We start from the raw sequence: 20,078 nt of genomic DNA, 5'->3' as shown, positions 1-20,078 counted from the left end.
GTTATCCCACTCCTCCCATTTATAATGAAACGGTRCAGTTTTGCCGTTAATATCCTGCCGGTGCTCGTCATTAAAATAACTATCCAGCAAAGCTATTTTGCCTTTGCCTGCAGCCAAGGTTTTTAACTTTTCCATTTCAACACTGGCCAGCATAAAAACGCCAACACCCTTAGTTTCATTGGTGACGGTTTTTACACCGGTATAATATTCATAGCTGCCATCACGGTATGGTTCCCCGCCCACGCCAACAGCGCCGCAGGTTCCTTTTATATTAACTTGCCCGGCTGCATCGGTTTCAATAAACTGTTTTATAATACCTTTATATGCTTTTTGTGCAGGCAACAAATATTTTGCGGGCAGATAGCCTTCCCGTACACTTTTGGCTAAAGCGTAAACAAACATGCAGGAGGCGGATGCTTCTAAATAATTACCCTTTTGAGCGCCTTTGTCCAGCACCTGGTACCATACCCCTGTTTGTTTATCCTGGTAATTAGTTATTGCAACAGCCAAACGGTTTAAAATAGCCAGCAACTGCGCACGTTTTGGATGATTTAAAGGCAACTGATCGAGCACATCAACCAGGCCCATAATATACCAGCCGTCGGCCCTGGCCCATAAACATGCAGATAAGCCCGTTTGCGGATTAGCCCAGCGTTCTTTTTTGCTTTGATCCCAGGCATGGTACAGCAACCCCGTTTTAGAATCGCGGGCGTTTTTTTCCATCAGGATGAACTGGCTGGTTATATCATCAAAATCATTTTCCTGGTGAAACTCCGTGGCATATTCTGCATAAAAAGGTTCGGCCATGTACAGGCCATCCAGCCACATCTGGTTTGGGTACCTTTTTTTATGCCAGAAACCGCCTTCGGGTACGCGGGGTTGCTTGTCTATCTGTTTACGCAACAGAGTGGCCGCCTTGTAATACTTTGGGCTATTTAAAACCCGGTAAAGCATGATGAGGCTGCGGCCCATTAAAATATTATCAAGGTTAAAATCATCCGCTTTATACGTGCGGATAGTACCATCTGCGGTAACATACCTATCTGCAGCACGTTGTATATAGCTAAAATATTCGCCGTTGGCACTTTGCTGCCAAACGCTTTGCATGCCCTGCAAAACTATTCCCTGGTCGTACGACCAATTACCACCGGGCAACGAATCTTTCCAGATATGCATAACTGTGGCAGCCATGCGCTGAGACCAGGGCTGCTCCTGTGCCCGAAGCAATAATCCTTGCAGGATAAAGGTAAATAACAAAAATATCTTCTTCATTTTAAGGTTATTTTATGGTTGAAACATCCCAGTTATCATTACCGGCCAGGATATTTTTTGTAGTATATTTTTTAAAATCAACCGCACTCAGCTGGTGCGACCACGGTACGCGTCCTTTTGCCTCTCCACCATTACCTTTTGACTGGTATTCGGCAAAAAACGCGGTCTTCTCATTTTCCGGATTGCGCCAGTTGTCCCAACCTTCCTTAAGTATATGGTTGCCCATATTTGTATTAATGTAAACAGTTTTACCATAGGGGCGCCACGGGCGGCCCAGGTAAACTTTTGTAACGCTCGTATCCGCAGGTACAAGTGTGCAGTCAAAAAACACAAATCCGAATCGCTGGCGCGGAGTTGTTGAAGGGGCTGTAATGAATGAGTTTTTAATGCTGTTGATAATGCAATGCTGAAATACTGCTGTGGCTTCGCCAAATATAAAATCGGTTGTACCTTCAATATAGCAATCTTTATAAAACTGGCGGCTGCCTTCTGTAGCCGCATATAGGGTGTCCTGGTTGCCCAGCAAACGGCAGTTGATCACGGCACACCTGTCGCCTTCAATGTGTAAGGCTACGGCCTGGCCAACCTCCCCCGCAGCATTGGTTATGGTAAGGTTTTCGGCAATAAAATCATTACCCTGCACTAAAACTGTGTATGATGTATAGGTGGTAAAGTTGTTTTTACCAAAAGCATCCTTACCCTGCGGATTTGCCTTTCCCGAGAAATCGCTATTGGTGATGATGGTATGCTCTTTATCCTCGCCAATTAAAGAGATCCTGGCTTTCCACGATGGGATAACCAGTTTTTCGTTATATACCCCTTTTTTTATAAAAATGGAAACCTGCTGCTGCGACAGGTCGCGCACAGCGTTTACGGCCTCCTGTATAGTTTTAAAGTCACCGCTGCCATCCTGTGCCACTGTAAAATGATTGGGATAGGTAACAGCCTGTGCCAGCAACATAGCAGGCATCACCAGGCTCAATATCAGCAGGTATAACTTCCTCATTATTTTGCTGTTATAAGTGAACTACTTTGAGCACCAGGGCCAAACTCAGCTTTATTTTTAGCCTTTGAGGCATCGGTATTTAACAACTGTACCTGCGCCGATTTTTTGCCTGCTATTTTAAGCAGTAATTGCGCCTGGTTATACGTTATGCCGCTAAGAATTATGCTGCTGCCATTTTTAATATTAATAAGCGGGCTGGTATTTTTACTATCCAGGTGCACATTTTTAAGGCTGATGTTTTGCGCTTCAATAATATCAATACCATCGCTTGTTTTGAATATGCTGTTTTCGATATGGATGCCTTTAATGCTCATTTCGGGCAGGCCGCGTATCATAATGGCTTTTTCGGCTCCGTTGCAGGCTACGTTGTTCACATAAAAATTGCGGAACGCGGGTGTAGCTGCTGTTACCGGGAAATTCGACTGGTCGTTAACCTCATCTGATTCCCCCGGTGATTTACCACCGTAATACATATCAAAAAGTATAGACTCATGAAGTATATCTTTCATGCTGATGTTTTTGATAAAAATATTTTCGACCACCCCACCCCGGCCGCGGGTAGTTTTAAACCTGAGGCCAATATCGGTACCAATAAACGTACAATCGGACACGAAAATATTGCGGGCGCCGCCCGACATTTCACTGCCAATTACAAAACCGCCATGCGCGCGGTAAACAACATTGTTTCTTACAATAACATTTTCCGTTGGTTTACCCCTCTTACGGCCCTCTTCATCACGGCCGGATTTGATACAAATGCCATCGTCGCCGGCATCAAATGTGCTGCCTTCTATCAGTACATTTTTACATGATTCCACATCAATCCCATCACCGTTCTGCGCGTTCCACGCATTTCTCACGCGTACATTTTGCACGGTAAGGTGTTCGCACAACAAAGTATGAATATCCCATGCGGGTGAATTTTGAAGTGTAACCCCTTGCAGCAATACATTTTTACAATTAGTAAGTACCAGCATATTCGGTCGGAAGAAATCCTTCAGTGATTCATTATCCTTAATGGTTTTCCCTTGACCAAGTACACCGGCCCCGGGTGTTTTAACACCATTCATAAAGCTTTCTGAGGGATACCATGATTTGCCGTTTTCGCTTACAACACCGCCGCTGGCCACCAGCTTTTTCCACTCGTTTTCGGTAAGCCTGTCTTTGCCGATGGCACGCCAAACCTCGCCATGCCCGTCGATAATACCATCGCCGGTAATGGCTATATTTTGCAGGTTGGTACCCGATATAGGCGACTCGTTACGCACAGCGGCATGCCCTTCATAATTCCCTTCAATTAATTTATACTGATTTTTATCGTCGGTAAACTGCAGTAATGCAGCCCTGCTAACATGTAAGTTTACATTACTTTGCAATACCAGGGGGCCGGTGAGCCATAAACCTTGCGGAATAAGCACTACCCCACCTCCTTTTGCACTGCAGGCGGCAATTGCTTTATTAATATTTGCTGTATTTAGCGTGATGCCATCGGGCTTTGCGCCGTATTTTAAAACATTAATGGTATCCTTTTTAAATACCGGCATATTTACATGTGGCAAATGTTGCCACGAATACGGTGGTCCCTGTGCAAATGCAGTCAGTAAACCTGCTGCAAACATGGCTGCAATACTAAATGATACTTTTATTAACGACATGCTTTGTATAGGTAAGATTTTTAACGCCTTATAATTGGTGACGAATTTATCCAGGGCTATCTATTTAACAGCGTCCATGTAAAATTCCTAAACAAGATTAACGGCTCTTAACTACAAAAAAAAGGATTTAACCAACTAAAACCACGCAATCGTTCCCAGTAACGTTTGCGGAGTTTAACAGTTGCGGGTAAACACGRCAAAATCCCGGTTTTTACAATAACTTAGCCGTAAAATAATTTCTTAATATTTGAAAACGTTTGATCTTACCGTAATTTGCAGGATCAGGAAACCAAATTATGTTTGAATCTTATACCATTAAGGACATAGCGAAAGCTTTGGGTGTATCAACATCTACTGTATCAAGGGCGTTAAAAGGCAGCTATGAAATTGGCGCCGAAACTAAAAAGCTTGTCCAGGAGTATGCAGAAAAGGTAAATTACCGCCCAAATCCTATAGCGTTAAGTCTTAAAGACCAAAAAAGCCATTCAATAGGTGTTGTGGTGTGCGAGGTAGCCAATGATTATTTCTCGCAGGCCATCAATGGCATCGAGTCAATTGCCTATAATCTTGGTTATCACGTTATTATTACGCAAACGCACGAATCGTTTGACCGGGAAACGGTTAACGTGCAGCACTTGCTTTCAAGGCATGTAGATGGATTACTGGTTTCCCTGTCAGCCCAAACAACCGATACCTCACAATACAAATATTTACATGAGAAAGGGTTTCCTATTGTATTTTTTGACAGGGTTGCAGCCGATATTAATACCCATAAGGTAATTGCAAACAACTTTAAAGGATCATTTGATGCCACCGAACTTTTAATAAACTCCGGCTTTAAAAAAATAGCCCACCTTACCAGCTCAAATAACTTATCAATAACCCACGAAAGATTTGATGGCTTTAAAGCCGCGCTTGATAAACACGGCCTTGAATTTAAGCCGGGGTATTTAAAACATTGCGAGCATGGCGGGATGATTTATGACGAAATTGAACTTGCCGTAAAAGCCCTGTTAGCTATGGACGACCGCCCCGAAGCTATTTTCATAGGCGCCGACCGGCTTACCATCAGCTGCGTATCCATATTAAAAAAGCTGGGGATCAAAATACCAGGAGATGTCGCTTTGGCAGGTTTCACTAACTCTGATGTGGTTGAGTTATTTGATCCTCCATTAACCGTTGTACGTCAACCGGCGTTTCAGATAGGGCAAATTGCTACAGAAATGCTCATAAAAACCATCGAAAGCAAATGGCCTGTTGAAGAGTTCATCACTGAACGGGTTGATACCGAACTGATAGCCAGGTCGTCGTCCAAAAAACTACAATAAGAAGCTGTTTGAAGATTAATAAAATATCGTTGTGGCGGGTTGTACTTTTCGCTAAAAATCAAACTTTTAAAAACACTTTGTACCTGAACAAAAGGTAGAGTAAAGCCATTTGGACAATCACTATAGATAACGCCTGGGCAAACGCCTGCCAGTTAAGGGATAAATGGTGAATTAACCCGCCAAAAAAATAATTGGCGCTGTGCTGAAAATCGATTATGCCTTCTGATGCGAGGTAAATAAGTATAGAGTTTAATCCTATAAGTACAAACGGAAAAGCCCATTTACGATAACCTGCTACATCAATAATCAAATAGAAAATTGAAAAAAGAACAAGGCTCCATCCTCCCACAAACAACACGAAAGAGCTTGTCCAAAGCCGTTTATTGATTGGAAAAACCAAATCCCATAACAAGCCGAATACGATAAAGATTAAACCTGCGAAGAAAAGAAATATCCCCTTTTTCCACATCGGCCAGTTTGATGATTCATACTTTAAAAATGTTCCGGTTAATATACCCATGAGCGCGGTTCCAATAGCCGGAATGGTTGATAAAATTCCTTCAGGGTCGTGAACCTTATCATGAAGCCTGCCGGGTAACAACAAACGATCAACATACGATTCGAGGCTTCCATCCATGGTCAAAACGCCGGCTCCGTAACCGGGAACAGGAATGAGTGTCATAGCTGCCCAATAACCTACAAGTAAGGCGCAAAACCAAATAATCTGCCCTTTACGGTTAAAATTTAAATAGATGAGACCTGCAAAGAACCATGCCAAACCTATTCTGCCTAAAACACTGGCAAAGCGTGTGTTTTCAAACCCGTTGAATTTGAACAATCCATTAACCACTATGCCTAAAAAAATCAAGATCAAAGTACGCCTGATCATGGATTTGTAGATCTCTTTTTTTGCCTTGTAAGGCAACAGGTATGCATCTGTGACACCATATTGCCCGGTTTTGTTATTCATAGAGTATGGCATAGAGATTCCTGCTATGAATAAGAACAAAGGGAAGATCATGTCGTAAAAAGTTATTCCATTCCACGTTGTATGGTGCAGCTGGCCCGACATCCATAGCAACAAGGGCCAGCCGGTTGCTTTTGCCAGCGTATGAATTACGCCTTCACCACTCATGATCCAAAACATATCAAAGCCACGTAAAGCATCAAGCGACATCAATCGCGCGGGTTTTGATTTGCCAACTATTTTACCGGGCTCAACATCCTTATTCATTTTACCTTATTTTAAATCTTCGCCCATTACTTTCCTATACTTTTTATAGAGCTGCACCGCTGTATCCACACTATTACCTGAAGTAATAACGGGATAACTTTTGCTGGTGTTAACCCAGGTCCACTCCCATTCGCTTATGTTTTTGTCAAAAGCTTTAAGGTCTGGCTCCTGTTTATCAATTATCGACTTGCTAAGCACCTCAAAAAATCGTTGCCACCTTACTTTGTAAAAATCATTCAGCAACCCACTCCACTGGCGGCAGGAGTATTCATGTAACGGACTGTTTTTATCTCCCCAGAGTGTTACCAGGTTTCGTGCATTACGTTCGTAAAGTTTTTTCTCTGCCGAATTTGTACCCCAACTCCTGGCATCCGCTATCCAGGGGCCCAATAAAAAATCTTTACGGGTTGCTAATAACTTATCCATATCCGTAATCAACTCCAGGTAATCAGCCGCTGCTTTATTGAATGTGTTAATATCTTTATCCCGATAAGCATTTACCCATTTTACCTGTAATGGGCGGGCGTAATTTGCCAATACCTGGCGTGTTAAGTCAACCAGGTCATAATTAAAACCGCTACTTTTACGGCAAGCCGGCGCTGCAGAGATTAATTTATCCCAGGCCGGCAGCAGATCTGCACGGTTATAATTTAGTCTTGTACGGGTCCATACTGCAGCAGAATCAAGCGTGGGCCGCCCGGTAATAATCGACTCGGCACCATCACGAATAGCTTTCCCGTTAAACACAGTTAACCTCAGGGTTTTCCATGCATCCAACGCGTCGGTATTTTTAACACCATATCGATTATAAATATATTGGGGTAACCATTCATCCAGGTTAACAGGCTTATCCTGCCATGTGTTCTGCATCATTAACTCGTACAGTACAGGCGTTTGCTCAATTGCTTCCATAGTTAAACCTATACCAACCATTTTACCGGAAGCCGGATCATGCAGAGCCGTGGCGGGTTCTTTAGCGACGGCATCCATCCTGCCAAACAAGCTATTATTGCCGCCATAATTATGAAGCATGTTCCAGATCCAGGGTTTACCGAAGAAAGCACTCGTACGCTTCCAGATCGGTTCAAAATCAGTATTCAAATCCAGGATGATCATATGCTCATTTGGCACGGCGCTCAGCAAAGCCCTGATCTGCTCATCGTGCCAAAACTCCCTGTCGCTGAAAAACAGCCAGCCCTGCATCACCCAAACAGCTTTAGGGTCGGCGCCCTTCATGCCATCATACACCCGCGCACTTAATTCTGACAGGAAGGTAGAGTCATTGGAAGGCGGCTCGTTCTCATTAAATGTATCTGCCGAATACAGGTGATCTGTTCCATAGACCCTGGTTTGTTCTTCTATAAATTTTTTACCAATTTCGGCAAAAAGAGGATCTTTGGCATCCAGTATATAAGTATCCTCAAAACCGTTTTTCCAGTTGGTTTTTTTAAGCTTTGCCTTAGGGAACCGTGTTTTAAATGATGCCGGCACATGGCCCGTAAATGCGGGCAATACCGGTTTTATACCCAATTCCCGTTCTCTTTTTAATATTTTTAGCTGCAGGTCTTTATGATTGATTATCCAGCTTTGCGGTAATGGTCCTTCCCATTTATCTACGTTACCCATGTAAAACCAGCCAAAGTAAGCAGGTCCGGTAAAAAAGTTCTGCATATCGGCCCTGCTAAAGCCCATGTCGGTATAAACCTTGTTCCAAACGTACTCCTGCCCGGTAATGGCCAAGGGCATGTTGATTCCATGCATCGCCATCCAATCTATTTCTTTTTCCCACCGTTTCCAATCCCACCAGCTCATGCTATAGCTGTAAGTGCAATAGTTTAAATAGTACCGGTAGTCATATGGGCTGCTTTTTTTTGTTTTATGATCAGGAACAGGAAGCTGTTGTGGCAAATTTAAATTTGTACCATTCCAGGTGACCTGGCAATGAGTATATTCCGTTAAATAATAATACAGGGCTGAAGCTACAGCAACACCATTATTACCACGTAAAACTATTTTCCCGTTTGCGCCTTCAACCTCAAAAGTATCTTTGGAATTATTGTTTTCCAATGCTTCAACCACAAACATTTTAGCATGAGCCGGAACGACCCTGTTGATGAGCGCGTGGGACGATTTAATATTTAGCTGTGCCTTTGTTTTTACTGCAATACTGCAAATAAGCGCAACAAGTAAATATTTAAGGCTGTATATTTTTTTCATGGAAATAGGCAATTTTTTATTGGCAATATATCAAGATATAATCTTTGGGCCGGGTTATTGTATTTTCAGCGTGTTTTTAGCCTCTGTCATAAACCGGTCGTTTAGCAATGGGTGCCTTACATTGTTTAAAATAATTACAGGAACCACCTTTGAGTTGATAACATTTATTTTGCTAAGATTTAGCTTATCTACGTCATCAAAAATGAATGGACTCCTAAAATCTTCGCCGGCATAATTCATCCGCATATTTTTAATCGTTATACCTTCGGCATGTCGTACGTAAAGGCCGGAGGCAGGCAATTCACCAAACATTGAAAATTCCGGATAAGCCTCAGCTTTTTCCGGCACTTTAACCAGGGTATCTGCGTTGAAATAAGCTACATTTTTTTTGGCATGGCCCCGGTAAATGATGTCAATGTCCTGAAGGGTTACCCCGGAAACATTGTAACCTGGCAAGCCCATGATAGAAGAAGGGAAGGCGTTATGGGGGAATAACTCCGCGGGTCCTTCCATATGGTAACCGGCATCCGGTTTTCCGGCAGGGATATCAACTTTAACATTTGCTATAAATACATTGCTGATTTTACCCGGGGGGCTTTTTTTATTGCGCTTACCCAGGCGGATGAATATGGCATTACCTGTGTTTTTTGCAGTTATATTGCGGATATCAATATCCTGGATTATGGCGCCATCTACAGATTCAATGGCAATTGCCGACCGAAACGTATCATATACATAAATGTTGCGAACGGTTATCTTCTTAAATCCCCCAAACGATGCTGTCCCCATTTTAAAGGCGCTGGCGCTTGAGCGTATTTTACAATTAGCTATATATATGTTTTCGCAGGCGCCTTGCGGATCATGCGATTTAAGGCAAATGCCATCATCGGCGACATTAAAAAAGCTATTGGTAAGCCTTACATTTTCACAATCAACAAGGTCGATACCATCGTTATTTAAGAAAGTATTGCTAATTACGCTGATACTGTCAATAATCATATCGGTACAGCTCCTGTAGTCCTGGATCCAGCATAACCCGTTTTTGATGGTAATATTTTTGATGGCGATGTGACTGCAGCTTTTAAACATGATCAGTTTCGGCCGGTTATTTTCTTCGGGCCGCATCTGGTGCCAGTCGTTATAGGTTTGCCATTCCGAATCTTTTAATGTGCCATCTTTTAGCATTTTATAGATGTCCTTTAACAGTTCATCACCGTTTCCGTCTATAATACCTTTGCCTGTAATTGATACATTTTGCTGCTCATCAGCACAAATTAAAGGAGAAGCTTTCCCGGGCCCGTAAGCAATCCGTTTAGCGGATGCCAGCAATACAGCCCCTGTGCCAAGATGAAGGTCTACATTTGATTTCAGATAAATTACACCAGTAATAAATTTACCCGCCGGTACAAGTACTGTACCCCCGCCTGCCTTATTGACCATATCAATGGCTTTCTGGATAGAAACCGTATTATCTGTTTTACCATCTGCTACAGCGCCAAGCTTCTTGATGTTGATGATCGTGTTTTTGGCTTCTGCTGAATTAATCAGCAGCGCAAAAAAAATAATTAATAGTATTGATCTCATCTTTTGATTAGTGGAAGATTCAAAGCCTATAAGCAAGATAAATCCCCCAATCTTTACAAGACTGGGGGATTTAACATATTGGTTATTAATAACCCGGATTTTGTATCAGCTTGGGGTTTAACTGCATTTCGGGTCTTGGTATTGGAAAAATCCGCTTGGCGGGGTTGGCATCTGTTTTAATGCCCCAGGATTTCTCAAACTGTCCAAAGCGTATCATATCATTACGGCGCCACATTTCCATTGCCAGTTCCCTGCCGCGCTCATCTAAAATATCCTGCAAGGTTACAGCAGCCAATGGCGATGCTTTGGCACGCGCCCTTACCTGGTTAACCAATGATAATGGCGAATCGCCGTTGGTTGCAGTGGCTCCTCTTAAAATGGCTTCTGCTTTCTCTAACAAAACATCGGCATACCTAAACATCGGGACATCATTGCCTTGGTTACGATCTGTATTTAAGCTGTCCGGATAAAATTTGTTGTTCCTATAGCCTTCTTCGTTGGCAAGTTCATCATTGCCAATATCAAAAGTTGCAGGGTTTTTCCAAACGATATCAGGGGTAAACTCTAACTGATGTACAACCGGAGCATTGGGATTTGGGCCGCTATAGCTTGCATCAAGCCCTATATTGGTTGTAGTAATATTTATAGGCGTGCCATCATTGTTGTATTGCTTGCCAACCAGGTATTGTTTTTTACGGATGTCATTAGCATCGTTAAACAAGGCATAATACTCTTTGTAAGTATACACAGGGCCATCTGGTGTGTAAGGCATTTTATACTTATTTTTCAAATTAGGGTTAAGCGTCCAGCGGGCATAATACTGTCCCTGCGCCTGCACACCATCAAAAGGTACTGCAAAAATAAAATCCTTAATTTGTGGGCCATTGTTGGGTTTAAACATGCCCAAATAATCGGCATCCAACGCGTATTGACCGGTCTGTATAACATTATCGCACATGGTAACCGCGTCCTGATATCTTGGCGTGCCAATGTAGTATTGCGCATTAAGATACATTTTTGCAAGTATTGCGTACGCTAAACCTTTGGTTGGCCTGCCATACGTTGTAACCCCTGCAGTAGCGCTCAGGTCTGGAATTTGCGCCAATAATTCGCTTTCGATAAATGCAAACACCGCCGCTCTTGGCTGGGTACCCAGGTTGGTGGTATCACCAAACTTTTTACTGATGGGCACATTTCCAAAAAGGTCCATCAAATAAAAGTAGGACAATGCCCTCATGGTTTTAATTTCGGCAAGGGTTTGTTTTTTGGCATCGCTTGCAGGTGTTGCATCAAATAATGATAATACCTGGTTACATAAACTTATTGTTCCGTAACCCCACTGCCAGCAGGTTTCTGTCATACCGTTATCGGGTGTTACGGTGTGCAGGTTCACGGTTGAATAGGTGCCACCGTCAAGCCAGTTACCTCCACGGGCTACCAGCACACATTCGTCCGTACTTAAATTTTGCAATAGCCAGTACTGCCTGCCCGGCGCCCCACGGAATGAGGTGTAAATAGGCCCTGTGGCAGCTACATACTGAGCGGGTGTAGTTGGAAAAATAGACGGGGTAAGCGCCGATTTAGGTGTAATATCTAATTTTGTACAACCCGAAAGGTAAATTGCCCCAATAACCATGGCTACAAGGCCAGGTTTTATATATCTTTTTAAATTATTCATGTCTGTTAGGTTAATGGTTATTATAAATCAACTTGGATACCGGCAAGGAAACTCCTTGTTTTTGGATAAAAATTATTACTATCAACGCCGATAAACTGGCCGCTTGCCTGATTATCGATGTTCAAATTCAACTCGGGATCAACCCCTTTGTATTTGGTGATAATAAATAAGTTGGTACCGGTAACATACAAGCGGATGCCATGTACATAATTACCTGAAACATTAAATTTGTAAGCAAGGGTTGCGTTACTTAACCTGATAAACGCGCCACTTTCAAGATATCGTGTTGAATACAAGTTGGCGTTAACATCGGTACCCGGCTCGCTTAATGTTAAGGTAGGCACGCCGTGCGCCGAAGCCTGGGTTGGCTGGTTAAAGCTGGCCAAAGACGCGTTCATGATTTTATTGCCACCCTGCCCTCTGAAAAAGAAATTTAGGCTAAAGTTTTTATATGTAAAATCGTTACCCAAACCAAATGTATAAGTTGGCTGTGCATTACCCGCATAGGTTTGATCGGCACTTGTAGGCGTAGTGGTTGGCTGGCCATTGGCGCCTAAAAATGTTGATACGCCATTGGGGCGGCCAAGGTATTTCAGGGTATAAAACTCACCAAGCGGATACCCGGCTTCAATGATGGATACGTTTATCCCGCTTTGGCCAGGCCCTTCAGGGTCGCCTCTATATATTTTAGATAGATTTGGGGCAAGGGCTGTGATCTTGTTTTTATTAAACGAAATGTTGCCGTAGCTGCTCCAGGTAAAGTGCTTTAATTTTATAGGAGTTCCGTTAAGTGCTATCTCCACCCCTTTATTGGTCATACTGCCTACATTCATAACCTTGTAATTTACAAAGTTATTAATAAGCGGTACTGGAACGCTGGTTATCATATCGGTTGTCTTTTTATTATAGATATCAACCGAACCGCCCAAACGTCCTTTTAATATAGAGAAATCAATACCGCCATTTAGTGTGCCGGTACTTTCCCACTTCAAATCCGGATTCGGGTTTTGGGTTACACCAATAGCACCTATATAAGCACCGTTGTAATAAAAACTGCCTGTGGTGCCATAAAGCGTTATAGGCGTATATGGCGAGAAGCCTAATGAGTTACCAGTTTTACCGTATCCTACCCTCAGTTTCAGATCATCAAACAATGATTGCGATTTCATGAAACCTTCGTCGATCACGCGCCATGCAGCAGACGCAGCAGGGAAATACCCCCAACGTTTGTTGGTACCAAAAGCGTTTGATCCATCGCGACGTACCGACGCCTGCAAAAGGTATTTACCTTTGTARCTGTAATTAAGGCGCGAATAAAATGATATCAAACGCAAAGTTTCCTCGTTAACACCTCCATAATCAACCCGGTAGCCGGCAGCCGGCGTACCCAGTGCCAGGTTACTGTAGCCGGTAGCATCAGAAATAAAATTTTGATTAGTTGATTGAAAACCGTTTCCTTTAGTTGTCTGGTCTATAGAATAACCAAACAACACTTTAAAGTTGTGGATATCACTCCAGTTATGAGCATATGTTAAATAGTTTTCAAACAACTTTTTAGTGTCTTGATAAGTTGACCGGATGGCTTTACCGTTAAGACTTGGAGCAAGCTCAGATGCCGAATTATAATAAGTGTTGTTATTGGTATTGGTTTCCTGGTAAGCTAAGTTAAAATTGTAAAGCAAACCGGCAGGTAATATCAACTCACCACGCACGTTGCCCAGTAACAAATTAATTTTTTGCTTATAAGTGTCATTGGTAATAAGGCCAACGGGGTTATAGCCCAGTTTTAAAGTAGGGTCATTATAAAATGTTCCGTCGGCGTTATAAATGGTACGCGTAGGTAAATACTGAACTATTGATTTAAATAATCCCGGACTTTGGCCATTTGCACTTGACAAAGGAATATCATTAACCAGCAGGCTTGAATTCGTAACCGCATTGCTTAGGGAAAAATCCAGTTTCAATTTATCATTCAGCGCTTTTTGGGTAATATTAAGCCTGCCGATAACACGCTTTAAACCACTGCTTTTAACAATCCCCTGGTTATCCAGGTAGTTTAAACTTCCGTTATAAGTAGTTTTATCGGTACCGCCGCCAAACGAAAGGTTATGGTTTTGCGAAAAGCCGGTATTGCGTTCAACGGCTTTTTGCCAATCGGTATTTCCGCCATTGTCATTTGCCGGCGTAAAACTTTGTCCGTTAGCTTTTACATAGGCCCTAAGCTGATCGGCGCTGGCCACATCAAACTGGTTAGATACTTTTTCAAACGCCCCGTAACCGTTATATGTCATCCTCATCTGGCCCGCTTTTGCTTTTTTGGTGGTAACAATGATTACTCCATTGGTAGCCCTGGTTCCGTAGATTGCCGCGGCAGAGGCATCCTTTAAAACGTCTATTGAAGCAATATCCGAAGGAGCAAGCAAATTAAAATCGGCTCCGGGTACGCCGTCTATTACATAAAATGGCACAGAAGCTTCGCCTGCACGTATAGACGATGGCCCCCGGAGCGTAACAGAAGCTTTGCTATTGGGGTTACCGTCACTGGTAATATTTAAACCGGCCACTTTACCTTCCAGCAAATCGGCGGGGCTTGATACTACGCCGGCGTTAAATTGCTCGGCCTTAACAGTTGAAATGGCGCTGGTAAGTTCCCTTTTGGTACTGCTGCCATAACCTATAACCACTACTTCATTAAGGCCTCTTTTTTCTTCAGTCAGTGTAATTGTTAATGAAGTTTGGTCTTCAATCAACACCTCTTTTGTTTCAAATCCGATAAAGCGAAATTGTAACGTATTTCCCTTTTCGGCCATTATAGAAAACGTACCATCGAGTGCTGTAGTAGTTAGAGTTGCAGAACCCTTTATCTGTACGGTAACACCCGGTATGGCAAGCCCATCTTTATYGGTAACCTTTCCTGTAATACGGCGGGGAATCATTTTGCCACTGTTATCGGTCGTCCCTTCCGGGTTTAATTCCTTAATAATGATGGTATTTTCATCCAGCTCATAAGTAAGAGGCTGCGATTTAAAGATCTGGTTCAGAGCTTCACCAAGCTCAATGTCTGATGCATGTATAGTAACCGGTTTAGCTTTTTTGAAAACCTGGTTGTTGTACATAAACAAAAAACCGGTTTGCTTTTTTAATTGCTTTAAAACCGACTTTAAATCAGCTTTATCATTGGAAAGGCTAACCTTTTGCGCCAATGTATTTGCACTGATGTGAAGCGTGAATACAAATAAAAGGATACCCGTTATTTTCATAATCCTAAGTACCTGTTTTAAATAATTGTCATATTGACTAATTGGTTTTCGTTCCTGACAAAAAGGCGCAGGAATTTTAGAATGCAGAAGTTGTTTCATACATTTGAATGTTTGGGTTAAGTAATAATTGGTGCAGTAAATTGGTTATTAACAGGTTAATCCGGGCAATTGCCTTCCCGGCCGCAATCCGGGGAGGTATTAATTCAGATGCCTTAATTGGTTGGTTTCGTAATTTATTTCTCCATATTTTTCTGATTAGGCTATTAAAGTTAATTATTTTTTGTGAACGATTATTTTGTTTTGATTGAGGGTGAACTTTATTCCACCTGTTGATTCCAGTATTTTAATTACTCTCGATAGATTATTGTCTCTTTTTATCTCCCCGGTAAAATTCAAAACAGGTTTAGGACCCTCGTATTCAATTTCAATATTATACCATCTCGATAGCTGGCGCATAACCTGGTCCAGTTCGGTATTATCAAAGTGGAATAAGCCGTTTTTCCATGAAACAACGTCTTCGGTGTCAACCTCTTTAACCGCAAACACTTTACTACCCTGCTCATAAACGGCCTGTTGTCCGGGTACCAGTAAATGATTTTCTTTCCCTCTTGAAATCCTCACAGAACCTTCTAAAAGCGTAGTTTTATAGTCCGGCTGATCATTATAGGCACTTATATTGAAATGAGTGCCCAATACTTCAACTTTCTGATCGCCAAAGCTTACGTGGAATGGCATTTTTTTATTTTTAGCCACTTCAAAATATGCTTCTCCGGTAATAGAAACATTTCTTTCTTTACCTGTAAACGCAATAGGAAAAGTAATTGATGATTCGGAGTTAAGCATTACTACTGTACCATCCGGAAGTTGTAACTTATATTGCCCTCCGCGCGGGGTCGACATTGTATTATAAACAGGTGATGCCTCAGAAGCTCCGCTTTGATTGTACCGGAGTTCCCCGTTGGTAAGCTTTACAACAGCTGCACTACCCTGAACTGCCAGCTTCCCATTTTTTGCATCATTTAATACAATCTTTGAACCATTAGAAAGAGTTAATACAGCTTTGTTTCCGCCTGGTTTAAAATCATTAAAAGTTTTTACAGCGACAAGCTTGCCTGAAGGCTTCTTAGTGTTATAAAAATATAAGCCAACAGCCAAAAGCAAAATAGCTGTTGCAGCGTACTTAGCCCATAAAGTTAATATCCTGGCGTTTGATTTTTTATTTGCACTATTGGTAGTCAGGGGCGCAGCTGCAAACACCGCATTTAATATTTTTTCCCGTTTCCCTTCAGCGAACGGATCATTTTCCGGAATGTGCGACACATAGGTTTCCTCCATCAGCCCAACAATCGCATCCTCATTAGACGGATCATTTATGATCTGCATCAAATCATTCCGCTCTTCTTCAGTGGCAGTTTTATGGAAATATCTGAGGAATAAATAATTTAATCTTTCGGGATGCACTTTGGTCATATACCACTAAAGACCCAAAAAGAATAAAAAAGGGGTAACGTTTGATAAAAAAAAATGCATTTTTTTATTTAAGAAACAGCGGGGTAAGCAAAATCATGACCACCAGATCTTTATTTTCAATAAGGACGTTGTTTTTTATAAAGCGGGTAGCCAGTTTTAGGTGTTTTTTAACCGTTTCGGCCGAGATATTGAGTTGTTTAGCAATTTCTTCCTGCTTTAGCCGCTCATTCCGGCTTAGTAAATAAACTTTTTTTTGCTGCGGGGGGAGCTTTTCAATCGCTTTTTCTAACAATGCCCGGTAAGAATCTTCCTGTTCAGCATCATTTGGCTGGCTTAAACTATGCTCTAAATCCTTTTCCCATTTTAATTGCCTGATTTTTTCATTAGCCTTTTTACGAAGACAATTATAAGTTTGATTGCGACTGATTATGAAGATGTAATTACTAAAACTGTCAATTTCTATTAAGGATCCTCTGTTAGTCCAGATCTTTATAAAAACATCCTGAACAATCTCTTCAGCCAGTTCTATGGATTCCGTTAACCTAAACACAAATTCGCCTAAAGGTTTGTAATAGCCATCAAATAACTTTGTAAAGGCCTTTTCGCTGCCTAAAGTCACTTGTTGTATAAGCTCACTTTCATTAGGAATTGGTTTAATGGCCATTTTTAATAATTACTTCTAAATTTATGTAAAAAAAACAAGGTTATAAAAAATTATGCACACCTAAATAGGTTCATCATTAAAAAACTATCACATCGTTTAAGCGCCGTTTAAAAAAACAAGCGCATAATGGACCAAGACGGGTTAAGGGAAGTCCATTGATTACGAAACATTAAAGCAAAGTATATAATTGATTATACCGGAAACAAGGTGGCAATTTATAAAAAAGACTTTACAGATAGAAGAACGAAAAACCCGGCTTTCGTTCTTCTATCTGTAATAAATAATTTAGTTGGAAGGCCAGGCGGCCCACATTAATTATCTATTTGTTCACGGCCCGAAACGGCGGCTTGTTTATTGATTTTCATTTAACCCTACCAGGTTATTTTTTGCCCTGGGCAACTAAAAATATAACAGACTTGGCTGGTACGGACACTTTTATACCACCCGAAATTGTTGCTGAGCTGGCTGCAAGCGTTAAAAAGTTTGCAGGCCCGCCGGCCACACCGGTAGGTCCGTTGCCATTAATATAAACCTTGCGCGAAAACTCGCCGTTATCTGTGCCGCCGGTAAATGTATAATAGTAATACCGGCTGCCTGCTGCGAAGTTATTTATATTGATGCTTACTGTTTGTGCTGATGAGCCGTTGTTAACTACCACTACCCCTGCTTCTCCGGAGGTAAACGAGGATGCATAACTCAGCACATCGCTGCTGCTTGTTACTGTAGAACTAACCATTCTATCGCCAAAATATTTCTGAAAAAAATACATGTAATAAAAAGAAGGCCTTGGATTCCATTTGCTTACCCCATCGGGTTCATCGCCCTGGTTAAACATGCCATGATCATCGCCATTTGTACCCCAGCCATTTGCCAGGTCCCACCGGGATGCCATACCAAACTGATTTTTAATCAATTCGCCTAAAACCATAGTAGCATGCATACCCGAAATATATGACACCATCTGTTTTGATCCTGTAGCAAACAGGTTCCACTCTGTTAAAGCAATGGGCTTTAAAGGAACGCCCCCTTGCGTTGTGGTGGTATTCATCCAATCCATTATCAATTTAGACTCCGTTACCGGAGAAGCAAGAATGGTTGCCGCGTTTTCATTATCAGATCCGGTAAAATAATCATGTACAATGTAAAAATCGGCAGCGGTGCCGCCTGCAGAAGCAAATAAGCCCGAGTTCCAGGTTTTATCAACTACATTCCATGCATTTACAGGATCGGTTTGTACCAACTGGGCGCCAATTTTAATTTGCGAACCAACTTCAGTAGCTGCTTTCCGCATAGAATCGGCAAATACTTTAAAATGCTTGCCATACAATTCGCCTGTAATTATTTTTGGCTGGCCATCCTGGTTTTTTGAAACATCAATTTGCCAGCCTGCCTGCCATGGGCCGCCGCTTTCATTCCCTATTTCCCAGTATTTTGTGCGCCCCTTATCATAACGCACCCATTGGGCCGCCAAATGCGCGGCAACCTGGTCGGGGTGGGCGCTTGTACCATAGCGTGCATAACTATAATTTACGGTAATTATACCGGTACTGTTTGTTTGTAGCAAAGCGCTGTAATAATTATCTAAAGTTAGTGTCCAGCCTGCCGTATTATTACCCAGCCAATAACCTGGGGCAACACTATTTCCGTTTGAATCATATAAGCTGGCAGGCGCATCGGCTGGTATTATGCCATCCCAAAAGTAAACGCTGCTTACATTACCCCCCGGAAACCGGAGAATATTTGGCGAAAGTGTTTTAATATTTCCCAGCAGAACCGGCTCGGTTACAATTTGGGTCATATACGGGTTGGTATTATTACCAAACWGGTATTTAGAAACCTTTGTAATTACTTTACTATAATCAACATTAATAGTTACTGTTGTACTACTGGTTGGTTTAGCTGCATCAGCAGAAGCAGGTAAGGTAAAAGTTTTTGCGGCCCAGTCATCTAAAAAGAAACCAGCCGATTTGGCAATCGCCGGGTTTGTTTGCGGGGTAATAACCTTAGTAGTGGTAGTATCTGTGGTTACGGGTTTCACCTCGGTTTTACTGCTTCCTTTGCACGCAACTAAAGCGAACAGACAAAACGGGTAATATTTAAAAGGAATGGTCAAAGTCATATATTTATTTTTTTGCAAATTGATTAGTAGTCAAAGTATCAGCTTTGTGTATTCTGCTTTTAGCTTTTATATGATGCCTGCGTAAAGTTTTTTACAGATTTTATAAAAAATGCCAGGGCCCCCATGTTTAAAGGGCCCTTGGCATCACATTAATTAACCAACTAAAAACTGTCTTATTTTACTTTTTCGATCCTTATGTTGTCTATAGCGGCTTCAAAGCTACTTACAGCCGTTGTGCCGTTATTTACAAACATGAAATTAATACCTCCTGAACCGCTACCCAGCAATTTTGATAACGAAGGAGCAGAATCGCCTGTACCATCTAAATTATTGGCTTTTGTTTTAAAGCTCGACAATGGTATTGTTACTGTTAGCCAACCATTTGTAGTAAAGTTGGTAACCGTTCCATCGGTATTTTTCCATGGGTTATAAACAGCCAGGTAAGTCCAATCATAATCTTTTACAATATAAATTGATCCGCCCGACCATGCTTTTGTAACAGATATTTCAAACTTAAGTGCATAAGTATCAAGGCTGCTGCTCAAATTTGCTGATGATACCCATTGGGCAGAATTTGTATTGATACTGCGG

At 41.9% G+C, this 20,078-nt stretch carries 13 protein-coding genes; 1 reads left to right on the top strand and 12 read right to left on the bottom strand.

Going from position 1 to position 20,078, the window contains the following annotated elements; all coding sequences use genetic code 11:
- From AC1DPZ_RS07970 to AC1DPZ_RS07960, 3 genes are all read right to left on the bottom strand, one after another.
- A partial coding sequence (locus AC1DPZ_RS07970) for a glycoside hydrolase family 88/105 protein (RefSeq protein ID WP_477402453.1) occupies positions 1-1,272 on the bottom strand: 1,272 nt, incomplete at its 3' end.
- Between the two features lie 7 nt (positions 1,273-1,279).
- Positions 1,280-2,278 (bottom strand): pectinesterase family protein, encoded by a 999-nt coding sequence (locus AC1DPZ_RS07965; protein ID WP_477402452.1) that lies wholly within the window; start codon positions 2,276-2,278, stop codon positions 1,280-1,282.
- A complete protein-coding gene (locus AC1DPZ_RS07960; protein WP_477402451.1) occupies positions 2,278-3,933 on the bottom strand; it encodes a glycoside hydrolase family 28 protein in 1,656 nt (551 codons plus the stop codon). Before AC1DPZ_RS07960 ends, AC1DPZ_RS07965 begins: the two co-directional genes overlap by 1 nt.
- A gap of 296 nt (positions 3,934-4,229) precedes the next feature.
- Here AC1DPZ_RS07960 and AC1DPZ_RS07955 point away from each other — a divergent pair, with 296 nt between their 5' ends.
- On the top strand, positions 4,230-5,261 hold the full coding sequence (locus tag AC1DPZ_RS07955; protein WP_477402450.1) for a LacI family DNA-binding transcriptional regulator: 1,032 nt from the start codon (positions 4,230-4,232) through the stop codon (positions 5,259-5,261).
- 58 nt (positions 5,262-5,319) lie between these two features.
- Here the strand turns inward: AC1DPZ_RS07955 and AC1DPZ_RS07950 are convergent, their stop codons facing one another.
- The 9 genes from AC1DPZ_RS07950 to AC1DPZ_RS07910 all read right to left on the bottom strand — a co-directional run.
- Positions 5,320-6,495 carry an acyltransferase family protein gene (locus AC1DPZ_RS07950; RefSeq protein ID WP_477402449.1) on the bottom strand — a complete coding sequence of 392 codons (1,176 nt, stop codon included), beginning with the start codon at positions 6,493-6,495 and terminating at the stop codon, positions 5,320-5,322.
- Between the two features lie 6 nt (positions 6,496-6,501).
- Complete coding sequence (locus tag AC1DPZ_RS07945; protein WP_477402448.1) at positions 6,502-8,712, bottom strand: alpha-N-acetylglucosaminidase; 2,211 nt, start codon at positions 8,710-8,712, stop codon at positions 6,502-6,504.
- Positions 8,713-8,766: 54 nt separating this feature from the next.
- Positions 8,767-10,296: a glycoside hydrolase family 28 protein gene (locus AC1DPZ_RS07940; protein ID WP_477402447.1), complete on the bottom strand. Its 1,530-nt coding sequence runs from the start codon at positions 10,294-10,296 to the stop codon at positions 8,767-8,769.
- Positions 10,297-10,381: 85 nt separating this feature from the next.
- A complete protein-coding gene (locus AC1DPZ_RS07935) occupies positions 10,382-11,974 on the bottom strand; it encodes a RagB/SusD family nutrient uptake outer membrane protein (protein WP_477402446.1) in 1,593 nt (530 codons plus the stop codon).
- A 20-nt stretch (positions 11,975-11,994) separates the two neighbouring features.
- Positions 11,995-15,234, bottom strand: a complete 3,240-nt coding sequence (locus AC1DPZ_RS07930; RefSeq protein ID WP_477402445.1) for a TonB-dependent receptor — start codon at positions 15,232-15,234, stop codon at positions 11,995-11,997.
- A 273-nt stretch (positions 15,235-15,507) separates the two neighbouring features.
- Complete coding sequence (locus AC1DPZ_RS07925; RefSeq protein WP_477402444.1) at positions 15,508-16,704, bottom strand: FecR family protein; 1,197 nt, start codon at positions 16,702-16,704, stop codon at positions 15,508-15,510.
- A 64-nt stretch (positions 16,705-16,768) separates the two neighbouring features.
- Positions 16,769-17,368 carry an RNA polymerase sigma factor gene (locus AC1DPZ_RS07920; protein WP_477402443.1) on the bottom strand — a complete coding sequence of 200 codons (600 nt, stop codon included), beginning with the start codon at positions 17,366-17,368 and terminating at the stop codon, positions 16,769-16,771.
- A gap of 379 nt (positions 17,369-17,747) precedes the next feature.
- Positions 17,748-19,487, bottom strand: a complete 1,740-nt coding sequence (locus tag AC1DPZ_RS07915) for an alpha-L-arabinofuranosidase (protein ID WP_477402442.1) — start codon at positions 19,485-19,487, stop codon at positions 17,748-17,750.
- 173 nt (positions 19,488-19,660) lie between these two features.
- Positions 19,661-20,078: glycan-binding surface protein (locus AC1DPZ_RS07910; RefSeq protein WP_477402441.1), on the bottom strand; the 418-nt coding region annotated here is incomplete at its 5' end.

The sequence above is a fragment of the Mucilaginibacter sp. P4_G9 genome (assembly GCF_056400985.1).
Note: the sequence above shows the minus strand (reverse complement) of the source record. Positions and strands in the feature narration are given on the sequence as shown.

Bases quoted from the DNA above. Each gene is read 5' to 3' on its own strand.
- AC1DPZ_RS07945 (WP_477402448.1), bottom strand. From the start codon at position 8,712: ATGAAAAAAATATACAGCCTTAAATATTTACTTGTTGCGCTTATTTGC.
- AC1DPZ_RS07920 (WP_477402443.1), bottom strand. From the start codon at position 17,368: ATGGCCATTAAACCAATTCCTAATGAAAGTGAGCTTATACAACAAGTG.
- AC1DPZ_RS07965 (WP_477402452.1), bottom strand. From the start codon at position 2,278: ATGAGGAAGTTATACCTGCTGATATTGAGCCTGGTGATGCCTGCTATG.
- AC1DPZ_RS07955 (WP_477402450.1), top strand. From the start codon at position 4,230: ATGTTTGAATCTTATACCATTAAGGACATAGCGAAAGCTTTGGGTGTA.
- AC1DPZ_RS07925 (WP_477402444.1), bottom strand. From the start codon at position 16,704: ATGACCAAAGTGCATCCCGAAAGATTAAATTATTTATTCCTCAGATAT.
- AC1DPZ_RS07935 (WP_477402446.1), bottom strand. From the start codon at position 11,974: ATGAATAATTTAAAAAGATATATAAAACCTGGCCTTGTAGCCATGGTT.
- AC1DPZ_RS07940 (WP_477402447.1), bottom strand. From the start codon at position 10,296: ATGAGATCAATACTATTAATTATTTTTTTTGCGCTGCTGATTAATTCA.
- AC1DPZ_RS07950 (WP_477402449.1), bottom strand. From the start codon at position 6,495: ATGAATAAGGATGTTGAGCCCGGTAAAATAGTTGGCAAATCAAAACCC.
- AC1DPZ_RS07960 (WP_477402451.1), bottom strand. From the start codon at position 3,933: ATGTCGTTAATAAAAGTATCATTTAGTATTGCAGCCATGTTTGCAGCA.